Here is an 18,524-nt window from a genome sequence, read left to right as displayed (position 1 = left end):
TTCTCGGTGGCGCAGAAGCTGGACAAGCTCGGCATGCGCGGCTCGCACACCGGCGAGCTGGTGTTCGAGGACGTGGAAGTGCCGGTGGAGAACATCCTCGGCGCCGAGAACGGCGGCGCGCGCGTGCTGATGAGCGGGCTGGACTACGAGCGCGCGGTGCTCTCGGGCGGGCCGGTCGGCATCATGCAGGCGTGCATGGACGTGGTCACGCCCTACATCCACGACCGCAGGCAGTTCGGCCAGAGCATCGGCGAGTTCCAGCTGATCCAGGGCAAGGTGGCGGACATGTACACCACCCTGCAGGCCGCGCGCAGCTACCTGTACACGGTGGGCAAGAACCTCGACGCGCTGGGCCGCGAGCACGTGCGGCAGGTGCGCAAGGACTGCGCGGCGGTGATCCTGTACACGGCGGAGAAGGCCACGTGGATGGCGGGCGAGTCGGTGCAGATCCTGGGCGGCAACGGCTACATCAACGAATACCCGGTGGGCCGGCTGTGGCGCGACGCCAAGCTGTACGAGATCGGCGCGGGCACCTCGGAGATCCGCCGCATGCTGATCGGGCGCGAACTGTACGCCGAGACGATGTAAGGCCGCTCGCCAGCGCGACCCCTGATACGAGATACCCAGACCCATGCCCACGCTCGAAACCAAACTCAATGCGCGCTCGGAATCGTTCCGCGCCAATGCCGACGCCATGCAGGCGCTGGTCGACGACCTCAAGGCCAGGATCGCCAAACTGGCCGAAGGCGGCGGCGAGGACGCGCGCGCCAAGCATCTGTCGCGCGGCAAGATGCTGCCGCGCGAGCGCGTGCAGCAGCTGCTGGACCCCGGCACGCCGTTCCTGGAGCTGTCGCAGCTGGCGGCCTACGACATGTACGACGATGCCGCGCCGGGCGCGGGCATCATCACCGGCATCGGCAGCATCGCCGGGCAGGAATGCGTGATCGTCTGCAACGACGCCACCGTCAAGGGCGGCACCTATTACCCGCTGACCGTGCGCAAGCACCTGCGCGCGCAGGAGATCGCCGAGCAGAACAACCTGCCCTGCATCTACCTGGTGGACTCGGGCGGCGCCAACCTGCCCAACCAGGACGACGTGTTCCCCGACCGCGACCACTTCGGCCGCATCTTCTACAACCAGGCCAACCTGTCCAAGCAGGGCATCCCGCAGATCGCGGTGGTGATGGGCTCGTGCACGGCGGGCGGCGCCTACGTGCCGGCCATGAGCGACGAGTCCATCATCGTCAAGAACCAGGGCACCATCTTCCTGGGCGGCCCGCCGCTGGTGAAGGCGGCCACCGGCGAGGAAGTGAGCGCCGAGGACCTGGGCGGCGCCGACGTGCACACGCGCCTGTCCGGCGTGGCGGACTACTTCGCGCAGAACGACGCGCACGCGCTGTCGCTGGCGCGCAATATCGTGCAGCACCTGAACCGCCGCAAGCCGGACCAGATCCGCCTGCACGAGCCGCTGCCGCCGCGCTACCCGGTGGAGGAGCTGTACGGCGTGATCCCCACCGACACGCGCAAGCCCTACGACGTGCGCGAGGTCATCGCGCGCATCGTGGACGATTCCGACTTCGACGAGTTCAAGGCGCGCTACGGCACCACGCTGGTGTGCGGCTTCGCGCGGATCTGGGGCTACCCGGTCGGCATCATCGCCAACAACGGCATCCTGTTCTCGGAGTCGGCGCTCAAGGGCGCGCACTTCATCGAGCTGTGCTGCCAGCGCAAGATCCCGCTGGTGTTCCTGCAGAACATCACCGGCTTCATGGTGGGCCGCAAGTACGAGAACGAAGGCATCGCGCGCAACGGCGCCAAGATGGTGACGGCGGTGGCCACGGCGCAAGTGCCCAAGTTCACGGTCATCATCGGCGGCTCGTTCGGCGCGGGCAACTACGGCATGTGCGGGCGCGCGTATTCGCCGCGCTTCTTGTGGATGTGGCCGAACGCGCGCATCTCGGTGATGGGCGGCGAGCAGGCCGCCAGCGTGCTGGCCACGGTGCGCCGCGACGGCATCGAGGCCCGCGGCGGCGCCTGGAGCGCCGAGGAAGAAGACAAGTTCAAGCAGCCGATCCGCGACCAGTACGAGCACCAGGGCCATCCCTACTACGCCAGCGCGCGCCTGTGGGACGACGGCGTGATCGACCCCGCGCAGACGCGCACGGTGCTGGGCCTGGGCCTGTCGGCCAGCCTCAACGCGCCGATCGGCGAGATGAAGTTCGGCGTGTTCCGCATGTAACGCCCTGCCCCGCCCACGCCCACGCACCGCCACAGGACACCGAAATGGAATTCACCACCCTCACCGTCACCACCGCGCAGCACGTGGCCACCGTCACGCTGAACCGGCCCGACGTGCGCAACGCCTTCAACGAAACCGTGATCGCCGAGCTGACCGGCGCCTTCCGCGCGCTGGGCAGCGAGCCCTCGGTGCGCGCCATCGTGCTGGCCGGCAACGGCCCGGCCTTCTGCGCCGGCGCCGACCTGAACTGGATGAAGAAGATGGCCGGCTACTCGCACGACGAGAACCGCTCCGACGCGCTGACGCTGGCGCAGATGCTGCACACCATCTGGTCCTGCCCCAAGCCGGTGATCGCGCGCATCCACGGCGACGCCTACGCCGGCGGCGTGGGGCTGGTGGCGGCGTGCGACATCGCGGTGGCGGCCGAGGGCGTGACCTTCTGCCTGTCGGAGGCGCGCCTGGGCCTGCTGCCGGCCACCATCAGCCCCTACGTGATCCGCGCGCTGGGCGAGCAGGCCTCGCGCCGCTACTTCATCACCGCCGAGCGCTTCGGCGCGGCCGAGGCGCTGCGGCTGGGCTTCGTGCACGAGGTGGTGGCCGCCGCCGCGCTGGACGCCAAGGTGGCCGAGCTGGCCGCCACGCTGGCGGCCAACAGCCCGAACGCAGTGCGCGAGAGCAAGCGGCTGGTGCAGGAGGTGGCCGGGCGGCCGGTCGACGACGACCTGCTGGCGCAGACGGCGGAGCGCATAGCCGCGATCCGCGCTTCGGACGAAGGACGGGAAGGCGTGAAGTCCTTCCTGGAGAAGCGCGCGCCCGCCTGGAAGGTCTGAGGCACGCCGCACGCAAGGAAAAGACAAGAGGACCACCAGCATGTTCAACAAAATCCTGATCGCCAACCGCGGCGAAATCGCCTGCCGCGTGGCCGCCACCTGCCGCCGCCTGGGCATCCGCACGGTGGCGGTCTACTCGGACGCCGATGCCGGCGCGCGCCACGTGGCGCTGTGCGACGAAGCCGTGCACATCGGCGGCGCGGCCGCGCGCGACAGCTACCTGCGCGGCGAGCACATCATCGCGGTGGCCCTGGCCACCGGCGCGCAGGCGATCCACCCGGGCTACGGCTTCCTGTCCGAGAACGACGGTTTTGCCGAGGCTTGCGCGGCCGCGGGGCTGGTCTTCATCGGGCCGCCGGCATCGAGCATCCGCGCGATGGGCAGCAAGAGCGCGGCCAAGCAACTGATGGAAAAGGCCGCGGTGCCGCTGGTGCCGGGCTACCACGGCGAGGACCAGGACGCCGCGCTGCTGCGCCGCGAGGCCGACCGCATCGGCTACCCGGTGCTGCTCAAGGCCAGCGCCGGCGGCGGCGGCAAGGGCATGCGCGTGGTCGAGGCCGGCGCTGGCTTCGAGGCCGCGCTGGCCTCGGTCAAGCGCGAGGCATCGGCCAGCTTCGGCGACGACAAGGTGCTGGTGGAGAAGTACCTGACGCGCCCGCGCCATATCGAGATCCAGGTGTTCGCCGATACGCACGGCAACTGCGTCTACCTGTTCGAGCGCGACTGCTCGGTGCAGCGGCGCCACCAGAAGGTGCTGGAAGAAGCCCCGGCGCCGGGCATGAGCGAGGAGCGCCGGCGCGCGATGGGCGACGCCGCCGTGGCCGCGGCGCAGGCGGTGGGCTACGTGGGCGCCGGCACCGTGGAGTTCATCGCCAACCAGGACGGCTCGTTCTACTTCATGGAGATGAACACGCGCCTGCAGGTGGAACATCCCGTGACCGAGATGATCACCGGGCAGGACCTGGTGGAATGGCAGTTGCGCGTGGCCGCCGGCGAGCCGCTGCCGCTGAGGCAGGACCAGTTGCGCATCCACGGCCACGCGCTGGAGGCGCGCGTGTACGCCGAGAACCCGGACAAGGGCTTCCTGCCGTCCACCGGCACGCTGCGCTACCTGCGCACGCCGGCGGCGGTGCAGTTCGAGCTGGGCCAGGACCGCGGCGGCCCGGCCGGCGCGCGCATCGATTCCGGCGTGCGCGAGGGCGACACCATCAGCCCCTTCTACGACCCCATGATCGCCAAGCTGATCGTGTGGGGCCGCGACCGCGAGGAAGCGCTGGCGCGCATGGCGCAGGCGCTGGCGCAGTACCACGTGGTGGGCCTGTCCACCAACATCGCCTTCCTGCAGCGGCTGGTGGCCTCGCCGGCGTTCGCCACAGCGGACCTCGACACCGGCCTGATCGAGCGCAACCACGCGGCGCTGTTCCCGCCCGCCGGGCCGGAGGGCATCGACGCCATCGCGCTGGCGGTGGCGGCGCTGCTCGACGCGCAGGCGCGCGCGCGCCGCGTGGACCCGGCCGACGCGCATTCGCCGTGGCGACACGGCGGCGCGTGGCGCCTGAACGGCGAGGCCACGCGCCGCTTCCGCCTGCGCACGGCCGAGGGCGAGACCGAGGCCAGCCTGCGCGACGACGGCGCGCGGCAGTGGCTGAGCGTGAACGGGCAGACCGTGCCCTTCCGCGCGGCCAGCGCCGGCGACGGCCATGCGCTCGACCTTGGCGAGCGCACGGTCAAGGGCAGCACCCATCTCGACGGCGATGCCATCCATGTGTTCAGCGGCGACCGGCAAACCCGGCTGGAGGTGATCGACCCGCTCGCGCACGCGGCCGGCGCCGATGCCGAGGGCGGCAAGCTGGTGGCGCCGATGCCGGGCCGCATCATCGCGGTGATGGTCAAGGCCGGCGCCGTGATCGGCAAGGGCGACCCGCTCATCGTGATGGAAGCCATGAAGATGGAGCACACGCTGACCGCGCCCGCCGACGGCGTGGTGCAGGAAGTGCTGTACGCGGTGGGCGACCAGGTGCAGGACGGCGCGCAGCTGGTCACGCTGGAAGACGCGCCGGCCTGACGCCTTGCCCGGCATGGCCTGTGCCTTGCCGCGCCGCGGGCATCCACGGAGTGCCTGCGGCGCGGCTTTTGCGCGCATTTGACGGCGAATTCCGGCCCGCGGCGGGGTATTTCGGGCATACTGCCCGCTCCCTCCCTCTAGCGGGGCCGGTTCCCGGCCTCCCCCTCTCCCCATGCCCGGGTATCAAACCAAGCAAGAGCGCGTTGCCATCGCGGGCGCGCCCGATTTGGTCATTCGTTGCCTGCTGGACCAGCAGCAGTTCCACGATCCCCACGGCGACGCCGAACGCATGGGCATTTCCTCCGCCGCGTGGCCGCTGTTCGGCATGCTGTGGCCGTCCGGCGCGCTGCTGGCCGAACGCATCGCCGCGCGGCCGGTGGACCCGGCCGAGCGCATCCTCGAGATCGGCTGCGGCACGGCGCTGGCCAGCCTGGTCGCGCACCGCCGCGGCGCCGACGTGACCGCCAGCGACTGCCACCCGATGGCCGGCCCCTTCCTGGCGGAGAACGCGCGCATCAACGGCCTCGCGCCGATGAAATACCGGCACGGCCACTGGGGCGCGGCCGACGGCAGCGACCCGAGCCTGGCAGGCGTGCAGAACGTGGCGGGCGACTTCGACCTGATCATCGGCAGCGACCTGCTCTACGAGCGCGACACCGACGGCAGGCTCGCGCGCTACATCGACAGCCACGCCAGCGCGGCCGCGGAAGTCTGGATCGTCGACCCCGACCGCGGCAACCGCCCGGCCTTCAACCGGTGGATGGCGGCGCTCGGTTTCTCGCTGGCGGAGCAGCGGCTGGACCGTCCCGCCGGCACCGACCAGAATGCCTACAAGGGACGCCTGCTGGTGTACACGCGGATGGCGCGGCCGGGCATCGTGGCGCAGTAGGCGATGCGATGGTCTGGTGGGGGCTTGTGGTGGTGGCGGGCGCCTGCCCTCACCCCCGCGCCGCGCGCGCCCGCGCCAGCAGCAGTTCACGCTCGCGCGCGTTGCGGGTCATGCCGGCGGCGCGTTCGAACTCGGCGCGCGCTTGCGCGAAGCGGCCCAGCTTCGACAGCAGGTCGCCGCGCACGCTGGGCAGCAGGTGATAGTTCTCCAGCGCGGCCCCCGCGGCCAGCGCATCGACGATCTCCAGCCCGGCCGCCGGGCCGAAGGCCATGCCCACCGCCACCGCGCGGTTCAGCTCCACCACCGGCGACGGCATGACCTGCGCGAGCGCGTCGTACAGCGCGGCGATCTGCGCCCAGTCGGTCTCGGCCGCGCTCGGCGCGCGCGCGTGGCAGGCGGCCAGCGCGGCCTGCAGCGCGTAGGGGCCGAGCGCGCCGCCAAGCGCCTGCGCGCGCGCCAGCGCGTGCAGGCCGCGCCGGATCAGCAGCGGGTCCCAGCGGCCGCGGTCCTGGTCGGGCAGCAGCACCGGCCGGCCCTGCGCGTCGACGCGCGCGTGCGTGCGCGAGGCCTGTATCTCCATCAGCGCCACCAGTCCATGCACCTCGCTTTCGTCCGGCATCAGGCCGGCCAGCGTGCGGCCCAGGCGCAGCGCTTCCTCGCACAGCGCGGGGCGCATCCAGTCGCTGCCGGCGGTGGCGGCATACCCCTCGTTGAAGATCAGGTAGATCACCTCCAGCACCGACGCCAGGCGCGCTGCGCGCGCCTGCGGCCCCGGCACCTCGAACGGCACGCGCGCCGCGCCCAGCGCGCGCTTGGCGCGCACGATGCGCTGGGCGATGGTGGGCTCCGGCGTGAGGAAGGCGCGCGCGATCTCGGCGGTGGTGAGGCCACCGAGCAGGCGCAGGGTCATGGCCACGCGCGCCTCGCGCGACAGCACCGGATGGCAGGCGGTGAAGACCAGGCGCAGCAGGTCGTCGCCGATGTCGTCCTCGCGGGCCGCGTCGAGCCCATCGACGAAGTCGGGCACCATGCGGGCCTCCAGCGCGTCGAGCTCATGGCCGATCTGCTCGTGCTTGCGCGCGTGCAGCGCCTGCCGGCGCAGGTGGTCCAGCGCGCGGTGCCGGGCCGTGGTCATCAGCCACGCGCCGGGGTTGTCCGGCACGCCGCTTTCCGGCCAGCGCTCCAGCGCGGCCAGCAAGGCGTCCTGCGCCAGTTCCTCGGCCAGGCCCACGTCGCGCACCACGCGCGCCACGTGGGCGATGACCCTGGCGGATTCGATGCGCCATACGGCCTCGATCGCGCGGTGCGCCGGGGGAATCGCCGTCATCCTGCCGCCCCGGGACATTCAGGCCGGGTCCGCGGCCTGCGGCTCCATGTACACCAGCTCCCAGATATGGCCGTCCAGGTCCTCGAAGCCGTGGCCGTACATGAAACCGTGGTCCTGCGGCGCGCGCGGCGCGCGGGCGCCGGCGGCCAGCGCCTTGGCGACCAGCGCATCGACCTCGGCGCGGCTCTCGCACGACAGGCAGATCAGCACCTCGGTGCTGTGCGCGGTGTCGCACAGCGCGCGCGTGGTGAAGCTCTTGAAGAAGGCCTCGGTCAGCAGCATGGCGTGGATGTTCTCGCCGATGACCATGCAGGCCGCGTTGCCGTCGGTGAAGCGCGGGTTGAAGGCAAAGCCCAGGCCCTTGAAGAAATCCATCGCGCGCGGCAGGTCGGCCACGGCGAGGTTGACGTAGATTTGCTTGTGCATGATGTCCTCGTGGTGCTCGTGATGTGCGCCGCGCTCGTTGCGCTCGCGTCCGCTTCGGCGCCTTCAGCGCTGGCCCATGCCGAGCGCGCGGAAGCGGTCCACGGCGGGGCCGGGCGCGAAATCCTCCAGTTCATAGAGCGGACGCACCTCGATCTCGCCGTCGGCCGTCTCGCCGTGCGGCGCGGGAAAGCGGCGCGCCCACTCCATCGCTTCCTCGCGGCTGCGCACCTGGATCAGGGTGTAGCCGGCCACGAGTTCGTTGGTCTGCGCGAACGGGCCGTCCGTCACCGTGCGCCGGCCGCCGGCATGGCGGATGCGCCAGCCGGCCGCGCTGGGCTTAAGCCCGGCGCCGTCGAGCAGCACGCCGGCCCTGGCCAGTTGCTCGTGATAGGCCGCCATCGCGGCAATGAGGCTTTCCTCGGGCATCTGGCCGGCTTCGCTGGCCTGGGTGGCTTTCACCAGGATCATGAATCGCATTGCATCGCTCCTCGGGTTGACGGTCGGTCGGGAGCCGGCGGCACCGGCATTGCGGTCGGTCCTGTGACCGGCCCGGTGCCGCGGCGCATGCCGGCACGACGCGCCGCGCGCGGCAGGATCGACAGCGCGCGCGCGAAAATCCCGCGAACCCAGGGTAATTACCTAGAAGCATCCACCTCCGCCCATGCCGCCCATGCAGCCGCGTGGAGCTTCACGTAAAGCACGGCCCCACTTCGCGCACTTCCACCGTGCACCAGCTTGCGGCCGGACATTCGGCGGCGATGGCGATGGCCTCGTCCTGGCTGGCGCAGTCGAGCAGGAAATAACCGCCGACCATCTCCTTGGCCTCCGCGAACGGACCGTCGAGCAGGTCGCGGCGGCCTTCGCGCACCTGCACGCGCACGCCCCGGGCATCCGAGGTGAGCGAATTGCAGCCCAGCAGCACGCCGCGCTCGGTCAGGCGGCCGGCGAACTGCGTCATGCTCGCGTAGGCCTGCCGGCCCGCCTCCTCGGTGCGCGCGGCGCGCTGGCCAACAGGTTCCACGATCAGCAGCATGTACGGCATACGGGTCTCCAGCGCATGTCGGGATTGGACAGGCCCCCATCCTGCACGCCCCCGGTGCCGGCCGCAAGCGGCCGGCCACCTGCGCGGCCGCCCTCGCTTCCTGGCCGTTAATTGCAGTGAGGATGCCGGCGGCAGGACGCGACACGACGCGGCAGGCCGGCGTGCCGGTTTTCCCTTGCGGTCCGGCGCAGGCCGCCAATAATCCTATTCGCACGTCCGGCGCAGGCTGCCCCGGGCGACTGCATCGAATCTCGAACGGGAGCACGACGATGGGCGAAATGGTGAAGATAAGCACGGCGGACGGGACCTTTGCCGCCTACCTGGCGCGGCCGGCGGCGGCGAAGGCGCCGGCGATCGTGGTGATCCAGGAGATCTTTGGCATCAACGCGGACATGCGCAAGACCTGCGACGACTTCGCCGCGCAGGGTTACGTGGCCATCTGCCCCGATCTCTACTGGCGCCAGGAGCCCGGCGTGGAACTGACCGACGCCACCCAGGCCGAGTGGGACAAGGCGTTCAAGCTCTACAACGGCTTCGACGTGCCGGCGGGCGTGCGCGACATCGACGCCACCATCCGCTACACGCGCGCGCTGGACGGCGCCGGCGGCAAGGTCGGCGCGGTGGGCTTCTGCCTGGGCGGGCTGCTCGCCTTCCTCACCGCGGCGCGCACGGACGCCGATGCCGTGACGGTGTACTACGGCGTCGGCATCGACCAGTACCTCGGCGAGGCCGGCAACATCCGCCAGCCGCTGCTGATGCATATCGCGGAAGCCGACGAATTCGTGCCGCGCGAAACCTGGACGCGGATCATCGCCGCGCTGTCGCCGCGGTCCCATATCGAGATACACACCTACCCCGGCTGCTCGCATGCGTTCGCGCGCAACAACGGCGTGCATTTCGACGCGGCCTCCGCGCAGGCCGCCAACGACCGCACCGCGGCCTTCTTCCGCGCCAACCTGTCCTGAGGGCATCCGGCCGGCGGCGGCGGCGCTGTTGGCCGGCCACCGTCACCGCGGCGGCGCCTGTCGGGCGCGGCCCGCCTGTTCCACGGCGCAAACGCGCGGCCCCCGCGCGCCAGGGCGGGCATTCGCCACAAATGCCGGCGCCGCGCCACCGGCACGGACCGTGCGTTGTCATGGTCAGGCGGGCCACACCGTTGGCCCGCCGCCAACATGACCCGTCACGGAGAACCATCATGGACACCCTCGAAATCAAGGACCTTCCCGCCGCGGAAGCGCTCGACCGCGAAGCGATGCAAGCCGTGAAAGGCGGCATCGGCAGGACCCCGGTGCAGATCGCGGCCTGGGAATTGTCGGGCAAGCCCGCCACGTGGCAGGGGCTGGTGCTCGGCGACGATGGCCAGCTGCACATGCCCACGCCGAAGTGATGCGCGCTGCGCGGCACGGGCGCGGGCGGGAAGAACGCCCGCCGCGCCCGGCTGCGTGGCCGGCTGCGTGGCTGGATGCGGCGCGCCGGCAGGCAGGACCGACATCCCGCCGCGGTTCATCAGCGTGACCGGCCACGAACGATTGGAAGACCGCAACGCGCGCACGCATCGGCGATGCCCTGCACCGCTGCGTCTGCCAGCGCATCGACACCCGCGACGATGCCTGCGACCGCTTCGACCACTTCGACCTCGACAACCCGCCGCACGGCAAGCTGCGCGCGGCGCCGGCAAAACACCTGTTGGAAATTCGCGCGCGACTGCTAGCATGAGAGGAAGCCGATTGCCCCGCTGCGCATCGCCGCCGCGCAGCGGATAGCACGGCGGCCCGCGCAGACATCTGCTCCGCCCGCATACGAAGGAGGCCGCCGACATGACCTGCTCCCGATCTTGGCAAAAGGCATGGCAACGGGCCACCCTGGCATGCGTGCTCGCCGGCGGCGCGCTGCTGGCGCAGGCGGGCGACATCACCGGCGCCGGCTCGACCTTCGTCTACCCGCTGCTGCTGAAATGGGCCTCGACCTACTACGCCAGGACCGGGCAGGAGGTGAACTACCAGGCCATCGGCTCGGGCAACGGCATCCGCCAGATCAAGGCCGCCAACGTTGCCTTCGGCGCCTCGGACATGCCGCTCAAGCCGGACGAGCTGCGCGCCTCGGGGCTGGTCCAGTTCCCGCTGGTGGCCGGCGGCGTGGTGCCCATCGTCAATCTCGACGGCGTGGTCCCGGGCCAGGTCCGGCTGACCGGGCAGGTGCTGGCCGACATCTACCTCGGCAAGATCGCCAGGTGGAACGATCCCGCCATCGGCGCGCTCAATCCCGGCCTCGCGCTGCCGGACCAGAAGATCCTGGTGGTACATCGCAGCGACAGTTCCGGCACCACCTTCAACTGGGCCAACTACCTGTCCGAGGTCAGCGGCGAATGGAAGCGCGGCGTGGGCGCCGGCACCACCATCAAGTGGCCGACCGGCGTGGGCGCGGTCGGCAACGAGGGCGTGGCCGCCTACATCAAGAGCGTCAAGGGCGCGATCGGCTATGCCGAGCTGACCTACGCGCTCCAGCGCAAGCTGCCCTACACGGCGCTGCGCAACAAGGACGGCGCCTACGTCGTGCCCTCGCGCGAGACGTTCAGCGCCGCGGTGGCGTCGGCGGACTGGAACCAGCAGCCGGACTTCTACCAGGTCATCACCGATCCGCCCGGCGGGCAGGCGTGGCCCATCACCGGCGTGGTGTTCGTCATCATGCCGAAGGCGCCCAGGGATGCCGCCGGCGCGAAGAACGCGCTGTCGTTCTTCCGCTGGGCGCTCAACGACGGCCAGGCCGACGCCACCGCCGAGCACTACGTGGCCCTGCCGCCGGTGCTGGTCAAGCAGATCGAGGCCTACTGGAGCGAGAACATGAAATGAGCCGGCGGGCTGCCGGCAAGACCGCGCGAAGGCGTCCGGCCCGCGCGGCTCAAGAAGGCACGGAAACGGCCGATACCGGTAAAATCAGACGCCGCCGATTCACGACGGCGCGCATACCTGATCCCGGAGTTGGCATGGAATCCCTCTCGTTCGAGTTCGTCTCAATCGAGGAAGCAAAACAGATACTGGACGGCGCGGTCCCCACGCAGGCCGAACCCGACTGGCCGACCATGCGGCGCCCCGAAAGCACCGGGACGCAGGTCCTCACCGACACCGCGCTCAAATGGCTGGCCTCGCTGCCGCCCGACGCGCGGCCGCTGGAACTGTGCCGCGGCTACGCCCGCATCGGCAACCAGATGGCCGCGCTCGCGGCCAGCCCCGCCGTGCTGTCGGCCTACCTCACCGACCTGCTGATCGACCGGCGCGGCGGCCGCCAGGGCTTTCCCGGCGGCATCGCGCTCGAACTGAGCCGCCTGCAGGAACACCTGCTGCGCACCATACAGCCCTGAACCAGCGCCGCCCGCGGTACCGCCAGCGCGGCGGCACCGGCACGGCAGCGCTAGCGCGTCTTCGCCGGCGCGCAGTCCTCCACCATGCCGCGCACGCGGCCGCCACTGAGCAGCGGATGCCATTCGTCCGCGCTGCGGATCTCCACTTCCGTGCCTTCCCCGCCCCGGCGCAGGCTGACCAGGTGGTAATACCTGTACTCGGAATTGTCGGTGCTGCCGATGCGGATATCCACCCTGCCCGGCTCGGGATACGACACCACGTTGGCGTCATCGCCCAGCCGGCCCTTCAGGCACGCCACCAGCGCGGCCGGGCTGGCCGCCGAGTGCACGCGCACCGGCTCCCTCGCCTGGATGGACTCCGGACTGACGCCGCTGGCGCATCCCGCGAGCCATGAAACCGCCAGCGCCAGCGCGGCGGACAGCAATACGCGTCGGTGGGACATTTTCTCTCCTTTGGCAAAAAACGGTGGCCGCATGTTACCGCAATCGGCTTGGGAGGCTGTCGGTGCAGCACATTGTCCGAGCCACACCATACGCATGAACAAGCAGGAAGGCGCGCGCCATCCGCCGGCTTCATTTGGAATTCGTCAGATTTACGCTGCGCGCCGATTCCGGTCAAATAGCCAGCCGTGCCAATCCGGCACGCCATGCAACCCTGGCATTGCGCCTATGTCTTCTAAGTGGAATTGGAAGTTCGCTCTCAGGATGGCGGCGGCGATCACGCCCGGTCTGATCGCCGCGCTGATGCCAATCGACTTCTGGCATGCCTGGACCGCACCGGAAGCGTATCCGTTTGACGCCGCCGGACCCGCCGCCGCCATGTGGGCATACCAATCGCAGGCGCATTATCTGGTCTCGGTCGCCGCGCTGTGGGCGAGCAGCGTGCTGGCACTCTGCGCGTTGTTTGCCACAAGACATGGGTGGCGTCTTCGCTGGCTGTGCGCCATGCCCTTTCTTGCCGTCTGGGCGTTCTGGGTGCTGGACGGGTCTCGGCTGGCCTGACGCCAACGAAGCGGGTCGCGCAAAAAAAAACGGCCCGGAGAGCGACAACTCTCCGGGCCATTGCTTGCATCGTCACTGTAATGGATGGTGCGGCTGGCAGGATTCGAACCCACGACCCCTTGGTTCGTAGCCAAGTACTCTATCCAACTGAGCTACAGCCGCACGCGAGGCCGCGACTATATCGCAGCCGTGGAAAAATGCAAGCTTTTTCCGCGGATGGGGCGCCCGGCGGGGCGTTGCGCCCCGCGCCGGGCCGGACGGCTTACGCGGCCAGCCTGAACGATGCCACCGCTTCCTTCAGGCGCTGGGCCTGCTCTTCCATCGAGCCGGCGGCTGCCGCGGCCTGTTCCACCAGTGCCGCGTTCTGCTGCGTCACGGTGTCCATCTGCGTGACGGCCTGGTTGACCTGCTCGATGCCGGCGCTCTGCTCGGCCGAGGCCGCGCTGATCTCGCCCATGATGTCGGTCACGCGCTTGACCGCGCCGACGATGCGCTCCATCGTCTGGCCGGCGTGCGCCACCAGTTGGGAGCCCTTTTCCACGCGGTCCACCGAGTCGCCGATCAGGGCCTTGATTTCCTTGGCGGCGGTGGCGCTGCGCTGGGCCAGGCTGCGCACTTCGCCGGCCACCACGGCGAAGCCGCGGCCTTGCTCGCCGGCACGCGCGGCTTCCACCGCGGCGTTGAGCGCGAGGATGTTGGTCTGGAAGGCGATGCCTTCGATCACGGCGATGATGTCCACCACCTTGCGCGAGGCGCCGTTGATGTCTTCCATCGTGGTGACGACCTGGCCCACCACTTCGCCGCCTTCGACGGCGATCTCCGACGCGTTGACGGCCAGCGTGCTGGCCTGCTTGGCGTTGTCGGCGTTCTGGCGCACGATGCTGGTCAGCTCTTCCATGCTGGAGGCGGTTTCCTGCAGCGACGATGCCTGTTCCTCGGTGCGCTGGGAGAGGTCGGTGTTGCCCGCGGCGATCTGGCTGGTGCCGGTGGCGATGGCGTCGGTGCCGTTGCGCACCTGGCTGATGATGCGCAGCAGGTTGGCGTTCATGTCGGACAGGGCCTGCATCAGCTGGCCGGTCTCGTCCTTGCTGTCCACCTCGATGCGGCTGCCCAGGTTGCCGGCCGCGACCGTGCGCGCGATGGCGACGGCGCGGTGCAGGGGCCCGGTGATGCCGCGCGTCAGCCACACCGAGAACGCCACGCCGATGGCAAGCACCAGCGCGCCGATCACGATCATGCCGTTGCGCGCGTTCAGGTAGATGCTGTGGATCTCCAGCGCGGTGGCGTCGATGCTGGCGCGCTGGATGTCGAGCAGCTTCTGGATCTCGGCGAGGTAGGCGTCGCCGGCCGGCACGAATTCCTTCTCCAGCACCTGGTTGGCTTCGTCCGCGTTGCCGGCCTCCTTGAGCTTGGAGATTTTTTCGCGCGAATCGTTGTAGGGATTGCGCACGGTCAGGATCTTCTTGAACGCGGCCTTTTCCTCGTCGCTGGTCAGCATCGGCTCGATCTTGTCGCGCAGCGCGCCGATGGCGGCGAACGACCCCTTGGTCTCCGCCGCGAAGAACGCGCCCAGCGACGGGTCGGAGCTCTTGGCCACCGCGGTGGTGCGGCGCACGCTGGTATGCATCAGGCGGTACCAGTCGCTGACCATGCGTTCCTTGGCCAGCGGCTGCCGCATCATGTCGTTCGTGCGGTCGGCGACCTGTTGCAGGCGCACGATACCCAGCATGGTCATGAAGGTGGACAACAATATCACTACGCCGAAGCCAATGCCGAGGCGCACGCCAATTCCCAAGCTTTTCATTTCTTCTACCTGATTTGCGATTGAATGGTGGCGAAGTGCCGGTGCGTCGGGAGGAAAATGGACACCGGTCCGCCCTTTTTGCCTGCCGCCTGCCGGATGGAGGCCCATCTGGGACGATGATTCCTTATCGGCAAATCAGGGAAAACCTTTAGTTGCCCGCCGTCCGTCGCTTGCGCGGAGCACCAGCGGGAAGACGGCGGGAAGGCAGCGGCACCGTGCTCGCCGGGAACGCGCGCATGCCATGCGTGCCCATTGGAGCCGATCTCGATAATCGATACGACGCGCCGCCCCGGAAAAACGAAATAACGGCATCGGGCGGCATCGGCACGTGACATTCGGATAAACAATAAAGAAAAAACCGAATAATCCCGGATCGTTTTTTTCATGACATGAAAACCATGAACTCCATACACTAACAAGCAAGAACAAAAACGGCGCGACCCATGCGCGATTCCGCCCAGGAGGATCGCCAGCGCCGGACGACGAACGTCAGACGCCCCCATGCATCCAGCACGCCTCGAATGACGACGACCGGGTGGAATCCGTGCCCGGTCGAGCCATAGCCCCTCGGAAAACCACCCGCCGGAGCGCCGCGGATAACCGTCCCGCGCTTTCGCGCAGCATATTTCGTTTAGCCGCCGGCTAAATGTTCTTTGTTGTTTTCCACATAAAGGGAGAGGATTTTGAAACCCGGCATTATTCCGCTTGCAGGTTTATCTTTAATTTCCTGCAGCGCAGTTGCCCAATCGAGCGTCACCCTGTACGGCGTCATCGATACGAGCATTCGCTACACCACCCACCAGGCCACCGGCAACGGGCCCCGCAGCCAGATCGCCCTGACCGAGGGCGCCTTCAACAACTCCAGGTGGGGGATCCGCGGCGCCGAGGATCTGGGCATGGGCAGCAAGGCACTGTTTACGCTGGAAAGCGGCTTCGGCCCGGACACCGGACGAGCGGGACAGCAGGGCCAGCTGTTCGGGCGCCAGGCGTGGGTCGGCCTGGGCAACGACACCTTCGGGACGATCAAGCTGGGCCGGCAGATGGGTGCGGCCTATCTCTTCGTCATCGGCGTGGACCCCATCACCATCGGCAACTACACGGAACTGAGCTGGCAGACGGCGCTGACGGGACTGCGCTACGACAACACCGTCGACTACAGCAAGCAATGGGGCGGCCTGGGCGTGGAGGCACAGTACTCGTTCGGCGAGCGCGCGGGGCAGATGGCCAGCGGCAGCACCGTGCAGCTGGCCATCACCTATGACGTCGACGCGCTTCACGCGGGGGCCGTCGGCCAGCAATCGAAGGACGCCAACGGGAATGCGATGCGCCTGTGGACGGCCGGCGCCCGCTACGCGCTCGGCAGTTTCACGCTGCATGGCTATTACCTCGACTCCTGGCGCGAGCCCGGCTTCGTGATCGGCGCCAGCGGCAGCGGCACGCCGCTGGCCAACACCAGCATCGGCGGCAATGCCAATACCGTCCTCGGCACCGGCACGCAGACGGCCGAGCGGCGCGACAAGTACGCGGCAGTGGGCGTTTCCTATCAATCGCCGGGGGCGGTCAAGGTGACTTTGGCCTATATGCGCGACAACGTGACGGGGGTCCGCCCCGGCGTATCGGGCCTGGTGCAGTCCGTGTACGCGATCGCCGTGTACAGCTTGTCCAAGCGCACCGATGCCTACCTGGAGGCCGACTACAGCAAGCTGTCGGGCGGCTCCATCACGGATCCGAACAACCCGGCCGGCTCGTTCGGTGGCGCGCGCTCCCGGACCGGCGCCGGCGTGGGCCTGCGCACGCGCTTCTGACCTCGGGGGGCTATGCCCCCCGACCCGCCCAGGATGGGCGGCCGGCATGAAAAAGCCCGCACGACGAGAAGAATCGTGCGGGCGTGAAGGCGCCGGCAGGCGCACTATGAAGAAGCGGGCTGGCCGAGCCGAGGTTCAGCCAGCGTGCTCGCAGACGGGCCGCCGCTCAGGCAAGGGCGCCGTCGGTGAACGGGTCGCGCTTGTCGATACGCGCGCCATCGGTGAACGGGTCACGCCTGTCGATGCGCGCGCCGTCGGTGTAGGGGTCGCGGGTACCGGCGCGCGCCGGCGTGGCCGATACGCCGGTGAGGTCCATGCCGGCGACCAGGTCGCCACGCGGCACCACCTTGCCGGCCCTGGCGCCGTCGGTGAAGGGGCTGCGTTGCTCGATGCGCGCGCCGTCGGTAAAAGCATCCCGCCTGGCACTGGAAGCCTGGGCGCTACCTGCGGCGAAGGCCGCCGCAAGTGCGGCGGCAATGGCAACGGAGACAAAACGCTGGGTGTTCATGATGATTCCTTTCCTCGGAGGGGTACGGCTCCATCCGATCCGTCGTGGGTCGCGATGCCGTATCCGATGCACACAGCTTATGCCTCCGCGGACGATTCTAAAAAGGAATAAAAATCATCATAACCAGTCCGCATTTTCATATGCAAGTCCCGGCGCGCCCGGTCGGCCGTGTTCAGTCCACGGTGATATGGCGCTTGTGGATGACCTCGGCCCAGCGCGCGCTTTCCTTCTGGATGGCCGTGGCCAGTTCGGCGGGCGTGCCGCCGGCGGCGTCCATGCCGACCACGGCGAGCTTTTCCCTGAGCGCGGGACTGGCCAGCACCTGGCCGGCCTGGTGGCTGAGCTGCTGGATCACGTCGCGGGGCGTGCCGGCGGGCGCCATCAGCGCGTACCACGAGACCGCCTCGAACTTGGGAAAGCCCTGCTCGGCGATGGTGGGCACGTCGGGCAGCACGGCGGAGCGCCGCGCGCTGGCCACGCCGAGCGCGCGCAGCTTGCCGGCCTTGATGTAGGGCAGCGCCGAGGAAAGCTGCGCGAACATCATCGTGACCTGGCCGCCCACCAGGTCGGTGATGGCGGGGCTGACGCCCTTGTACGGCACGTGGATCAGCTTGATGCCGGCGTCGAGCTGCAGCAGCTCGCCCGCCAGGTGCGCCTGGCTGCCGGCGCCGGGCGAGGCGAAGGTGAGTTCGCCGGGCTTCTGGCCGGCGAGCCTGAGCAGTTCGGGCAGCGTCCTGGCCGGCACGCCCGCGCTGACCACCAGCACGTTCTCGGCGGTGGCGAGCATGGCCACGGGCGCGAGGTCCGCCTGCTTGTAGGGCAGGTTCGGCATCAGCGTGGGATTCACCGCGATGTTGCCGACCGGCACCACGGCCAGCGTGTAGCCGTCCGGCGGCGCCTTGGCGACCTGGTCCACGCCGATGTTGCCGGCCGCGCCGGCGCGGTTGTCGACCAGCACGTTCTGGCCCCAGGCCTTCGACAGCCCTTCGCCGACGACGCGGCCGAGCACGTCGGCGGGACCGCCCGCGGGGAACGGCACCACCAGCCGCACGGGCTTGGCGGGATAACCTTGCGCGCCTGCCAGCAGCGGCAGGCAGGCCGCCATGAGGGTGAAAAGGAAACGCTTCATCGCAGATACTCGGTTGGTCGGGAAAACGGGGCGGGGGGGGGGGGGGGGGGGGGGGGGGGGGGGGGGGGGGGGGGGGGGGGGAGGGGGGGGGGGGGGGAGG

At 69.5% G+C, this 18,524-nt stretch carries 20 protein-coding genes and 1 tRNA gene; 11 read left to right on the top strand and 10 right to left on the bottom strand.

The features are described 5' to 3' along the window. The 5 genes from AC3WXD_RS18045 to AC3WXD_RS18025 all read left to right on the top strand — a co-directional run. Positions 1–588: acyl-CoA dehydrogenase family protein (locus tag AC3WXD_RS18045; RefSeq protein ID WP_492324332.1), on the top strand; the 588-nt coding region annotated here is incomplete at its 5' end. Positions 589–631: 43 nt separating this feature from the next. Continuing rightward, the gene (locus AC3WXD_RS18040) at positions 632–2,239 is read left to right on the top strand and encodes a carboxyl transferase domain-containing protein (RefSeq protein ID WP_020201839.1); all 1,608 of its coding nucleotides are present in this window, start codon (positions 632–634) and stop codon (positions 2,237–2,239) included. A gap of 44 nt (positions 2,240–2,283) precedes the next feature. Continuing rightward, a complete protein-coding gene (locus AC3WXD_RS18035; RefSeq protein WP_059412488.1) occupies positions 2,284–3,069 on the top strand; it encodes an enoyl-CoA hydratase/isomerase family protein in 786 nt (261 codons plus the stop codon). A gap of 40 nt (positions 3,070–3,109) precedes the next feature. Continuing rightward, positions 3,110–5,134 (top strand): acetyl/propionyl/methylcrotonyl-CoA carboxylase subunit alpha, encoded by a 2,025-nt coding sequence (locus AC3WXD_RS18030; RefSeq protein WP_059412487.1) that lies wholly within the window; start codon positions 3,110–3,112, stop codon positions 5,132–5,134. Between the two features lie 172 nt (positions 5,135–5,306). Then, positions 5,307–6,023, top strand: coding sequence for a class I SAM-dependent methyltransferase (locus tag AC3WXD_RS18025; protein WP_454733644.1), 717 nt, complete (start codon positions 5,307–5,309; stop codon positions 6,021–6,023). Positions 6,024–6,072: 49 nt separating this feature from the next. On the opposite strand, the gene AC3WXD_RS18020 is transcribed toward AC3WXD_RS18025, so the two are convergent. The 4 genes from AC3WXD_RS18020 to AC3WXD_RS18005 form a co-directional block, all read right to left on the bottom strand. Further along, entirely contained in the window at positions 6,073–7,350 is a 1,278-nt protein-coding gene (locus tag AC3WXD_RS18020) for an RNA polymerase sigma factor (RefSeq protein WP_492324331.1), read from the bottom strand. 18 nt (positions 7,351–7,368) lie between these two features. After that, complete coding sequence (locus AC3WXD_RS18015; protein ID WP_492324330.1) at positions 7,369–7,776, bottom strand: VOC family protein; 408 nt, start codon at positions 7,774–7,776, stop codon at positions 7,369–7,371. Between the two features lie 63 nt (positions 7,777–7,839). Further along, positions 7,840–8,253 carry a YciI family protein gene (locus tag AC3WXD_RS18010; protein ID WP_020201845.1) on the bottom strand — a complete coding sequence of 138 codons (414 nt, stop codon included), beginning with the start codon at positions 8,251–8,253 and terminating at the stop codon, positions 7,840–7,842. A gap of 211 nt (positions 8,254–8,464) precedes the next feature. Continuing rightward, positions 8,465–8,818: a YciI family protein gene (locus AC3WXD_RS18005; protein ID WP_020201846.1), complete on the bottom strand. Its 354-nt coding sequence runs from the start codon at positions 8,816–8,818 to the stop codon at positions 8,465–8,467. Positions 8,819–9,087: 269 nt separating this feature from the next. Here AC3WXD_RS18005 and AC3WXD_RS18000 point away from each other — a divergent pair, with 269 nt between their 5' ends. From AC3WXD_RS18000 to AC3WXD_RS17985, 4 genes are all read left to right on the top strand, one after another. Then, entirely contained in the window at positions 9,088–9,783 is a 696-nt protein-coding gene (locus AC3WXD_RS18000) for a dienelactone hydrolase family protein (protein ID WP_059412484.1), read from the top strand. Between the two features lie 230 nt (positions 9,784–10,013). Continuing rightward, positions 10,014–10,205, top strand: coding sequence for a hypothetical protein (locus AC3WXD_RS17995; RefSeq protein WP_020201848.1), 192 nt, complete (start codon positions 10,014–10,016; stop codon positions 10,203–10,205). A gap of 430 nt (positions 10,206–10,635) precedes the next feature. After that, a complete protein-coding gene (pstS, locus tag AC3WXD_RS17990; protein WP_492324329.1) occupies positions 10,636–11,667 on the top strand; it encodes a phosphate ABC transporter substrate-binding protein PstS in 1,032 nt (343 codons plus the stop codon). A 134-nt stretch (positions 11,668–11,801) separates the two neighbouring features. Beyond that, positions 11,802–12,176, top strand: a complete 375-nt coding sequence (locus AC3WXD_RS17985) for a hypothetical protein (RefSeq protein WP_020201850.1) — start codon at positions 11,802–11,804, stop codon at positions 12,174–12,176. Positions 12,177–12,226: 50 nt separating this feature from the next. Here the strand turns inward: AC3WXD_RS17985 and AC3WXD_RS17980 are convergent, their stop codons facing one another. Further along, positions 12,227–12,619 carry a hypothetical protein gene (locus AC3WXD_RS17980; protein ID WP_043365824.1) on the bottom strand — a complete coding sequence of 131 codons (393 nt, stop codon included), beginning with the start codon at positions 12,617–12,619 and terminating at the stop codon, positions 12,227–12,229. A 94-nt stretch (positions 12,620–12,713) separates the two neighbouring features. Between AC3WXD_RS17980 and AC3WXD_RS17975 the strand changes: the two genes are divergently transcribed. Next, a complete protein-coding gene (locus tag AC3WXD_RS17975; RefSeq protein ID WP_492324328.1) occupies positions 12,714–13,178 on the top strand; it encodes a hypothetical protein in 465 nt (154 codons plus the stop codon). Between the two features lie 85 nt (positions 13,179–13,263). Here AC3WXD_RS17975 and AC3WXD_RS17970 read toward each other — a convergent pair. From AC3WXD_RS17970 to AC3WXD_RS17960, 3 genes are all read right to left on the bottom strand, one after another. Continuing rightward, positions 13,264–13,340: transfer RNA gene (locus tag AC3WXD_RS17970), tRNA-Arg, on the bottom strand. A 100-nt stretch (positions 13,341–13,440) separates the two neighbouring features. Next, the gene (locus AC3WXD_RS17965; RefSeq protein ID WP_492324327.1) at positions 13,441–14,982 is read right to left on the bottom strand and encodes a methyl-accepting chemotaxis protein; all 1,542 of its coding nucleotides are present in this window, start codon (positions 14,980–14,982) and stop codon (positions 13,441–13,443) included. A gap of 5 nt (positions 14,983–14,987) precedes the next feature. Next, the gene (locus AC3WXD_RS17960; protein WP_492324326.1) at positions 14,988–15,368 is read right to left on the bottom strand and encodes a hypothetical protein; all 381 of its coding nucleotides are present in this window, start codon (positions 15,366–15,368) and stop codon (positions 14,988–14,990) included. A 297-nt stretch (positions 15,369–15,665) separates the two neighbouring features. Between AC3WXD_RS17960 and AC3WXD_RS17955 the strand changes: the two genes are divergently transcribed. Beyond that, positions 15,666–16,787, top strand: coding sequence for a porin (locus AC3WXD_RS17955; protein ID WP_029043362.1), 1,122 nt, complete (start codon positions 15,666–15,668; stop codon positions 16,785–16,787). 166 nt (positions 16,788–16,953) lie between these two features. On the opposite strand, the gene AC3WXD_RS17950 is transcribed toward AC3WXD_RS17955, so the two are convergent. Both AC3WXD_RS17950 and AC3WXD_RS17945 read right to left on the bottom strand, forming a co-directional pair. Then, the gene (locus AC3WXD_RS17950; protein ID WP_020201906.1) at positions 16,954–17,295 is read right to left on the bottom strand and encodes a hypothetical protein; all 342 of its coding nucleotides are present in this window, start codon (positions 17,293–17,295) and stop codon (positions 16,954–16,956) included. 172 nt (positions 17,296–17,467) lie between these two features. Further along, a complete protein-coding gene (locus AC3WXD_RS17945; protein WP_492324325.1) occupies positions 17,468–18,424 on the bottom strand; it encodes a Bug family tripartite tricarboxylate transporter substrate binding protein in 957 nt (318 codons plus the stop codon). Positions 18,425–18,524: the final 100 nt, after the last annotated feature.

This window comes from Cupriavidus sp. FW216-B1 (genome assembly GCF_058789195.1).
Note: the sequence above shows the minus strand (reverse complement) of the source record. Positions and strands in the feature narration are given on the sequence as shown.

Excerpts from the sequence above, each read along its gene's own strand:
- AC3WXD_RS18040 (WP_020201839.1), top strand. The coding sequence starts at position 632 with ATGCCCACGCTCGAAACCAAACTCAATGCGCGCTCGGAATCGTTCCGC.
- AC3WXD_RS18035 (WP_059412488.1), top strand. The coding sequence starts at position 2,284 with ATGGAATTCACCACCCTCACCGTCACCACCGCGCAGCACGTGGCCACC.
- AC3WXD_RS18030 (WP_059412487.1), top strand. The coding sequence starts at position 3,110 with ATGTTCAACAAAATCCTGATCGCCAACCGCGGCGAAATCGCCTGCCGC.
- AC3WXD_RS18025 (WP_454733644.1), top strand. The coding sequence starts at position 5,307 with ATGCCCGGGTATCAAACCAAGCAAGAGCGCGTTGCCATCGCGGGCGCG.
- AC3WXD_RS18020 (WP_492324331.1), bottom strand. The coding sequence starts at position 7,350 with ATGACGGCGATTCCCCCGGCGCACCGCGCGATCGAGGCCGTATGGCGC.
- AC3WXD_RS18015 (WP_492324330.1), bottom strand. The coding sequence starts at position 7,776 with ATGCACAAGCAAATCTACGTCAACCTCGCCGTGGCCGACCTGCCGCGC.
- AC3WXD_RS18010 (WP_020201845.1), bottom strand. The coding sequence starts at position 8,253 with ATGCGATTCATGATCCTGGTGAAAGCCACCCAGGCCAGCGAAGCCGGC.
- AC3WXD_RS18005 (WP_020201846.1), bottom strand. The coding sequence starts at position 8,818 with ATGCCGTACATGCTGCTGATCGTGGAACCTGTTGGCCAGCGCGCCGCG.
- AC3WXD_RS18000 (WP_059412484.1), top strand. The coding sequence starts at position 9,088 with ATGGGCGAAATGGTGAAGATAAGCACGGCGGACGGGACCTTTGCCGCC.
- AC3WXD_RS17995 (WP_020201848.1), top strand. The coding sequence starts at position 10,014 with ATGGACACCCTCGAAATCAAGGACCTTCCCGCCGCGGAAGCGCTCGAC.
- pstS (WP_492324329.1), top strand. The coding sequence starts at position 10,636 with ATGACCTGCTCCCGATCTTGGCAAAAGGCATGGCAACGGGCCACCCTG.
- AC3WXD_RS17985 (WP_020201850.1), top strand. The coding sequence starts at position 11,802 with ATGGAATCCCTCTCGTTCGAGTTCGTCTCAATCGAGGAAGCAAAACAG.
- AC3WXD_RS17980 (WP_043365824.1), bottom strand. The coding sequence starts at position 12,619 with ATGTCCCACCGACGCGTATTGCTGTCCGCCGCGCTGGCGCTGGCGGTT.
- AC3WXD_RS17975 (WP_492324328.1), top strand. The coding sequence starts at position 12,714 with ATGAACAAGCAGGAAGGCGCGCGCCATCCGCCGGCTTCATTTGGAATT.
- AC3WXD_RS17965 (WP_492324327.1), bottom strand. The coding sequence starts at position 14,982 with ATGAAAAGCTTGGGAATTGGCGTGCGCCTCGGCATTGGCTTCGGCGTA.
- AC3WXD_RS17960 (WP_492324326.1), bottom strand. The coding sequence starts at position 15,368 with ATGAAAAAAACGATCCGGGATTATTCGGTTTTTTCTTTATTGTTTATC.
- AC3WXD_RS17950 (WP_020201906.1), bottom strand. The coding sequence starts at position 17,295 with ATGAACACCCAGCGTTTTGTCTCCGTTGCCATTGCCGCCGCACTTGCG.
- AC3WXD_RS17945 (WP_492324325.1), bottom strand. The coding sequence starts at position 18,424 with ATGAAGCGTTTCCTTTTCACCCTCATGGCGGCCTGCCTGCCGCTGCTG.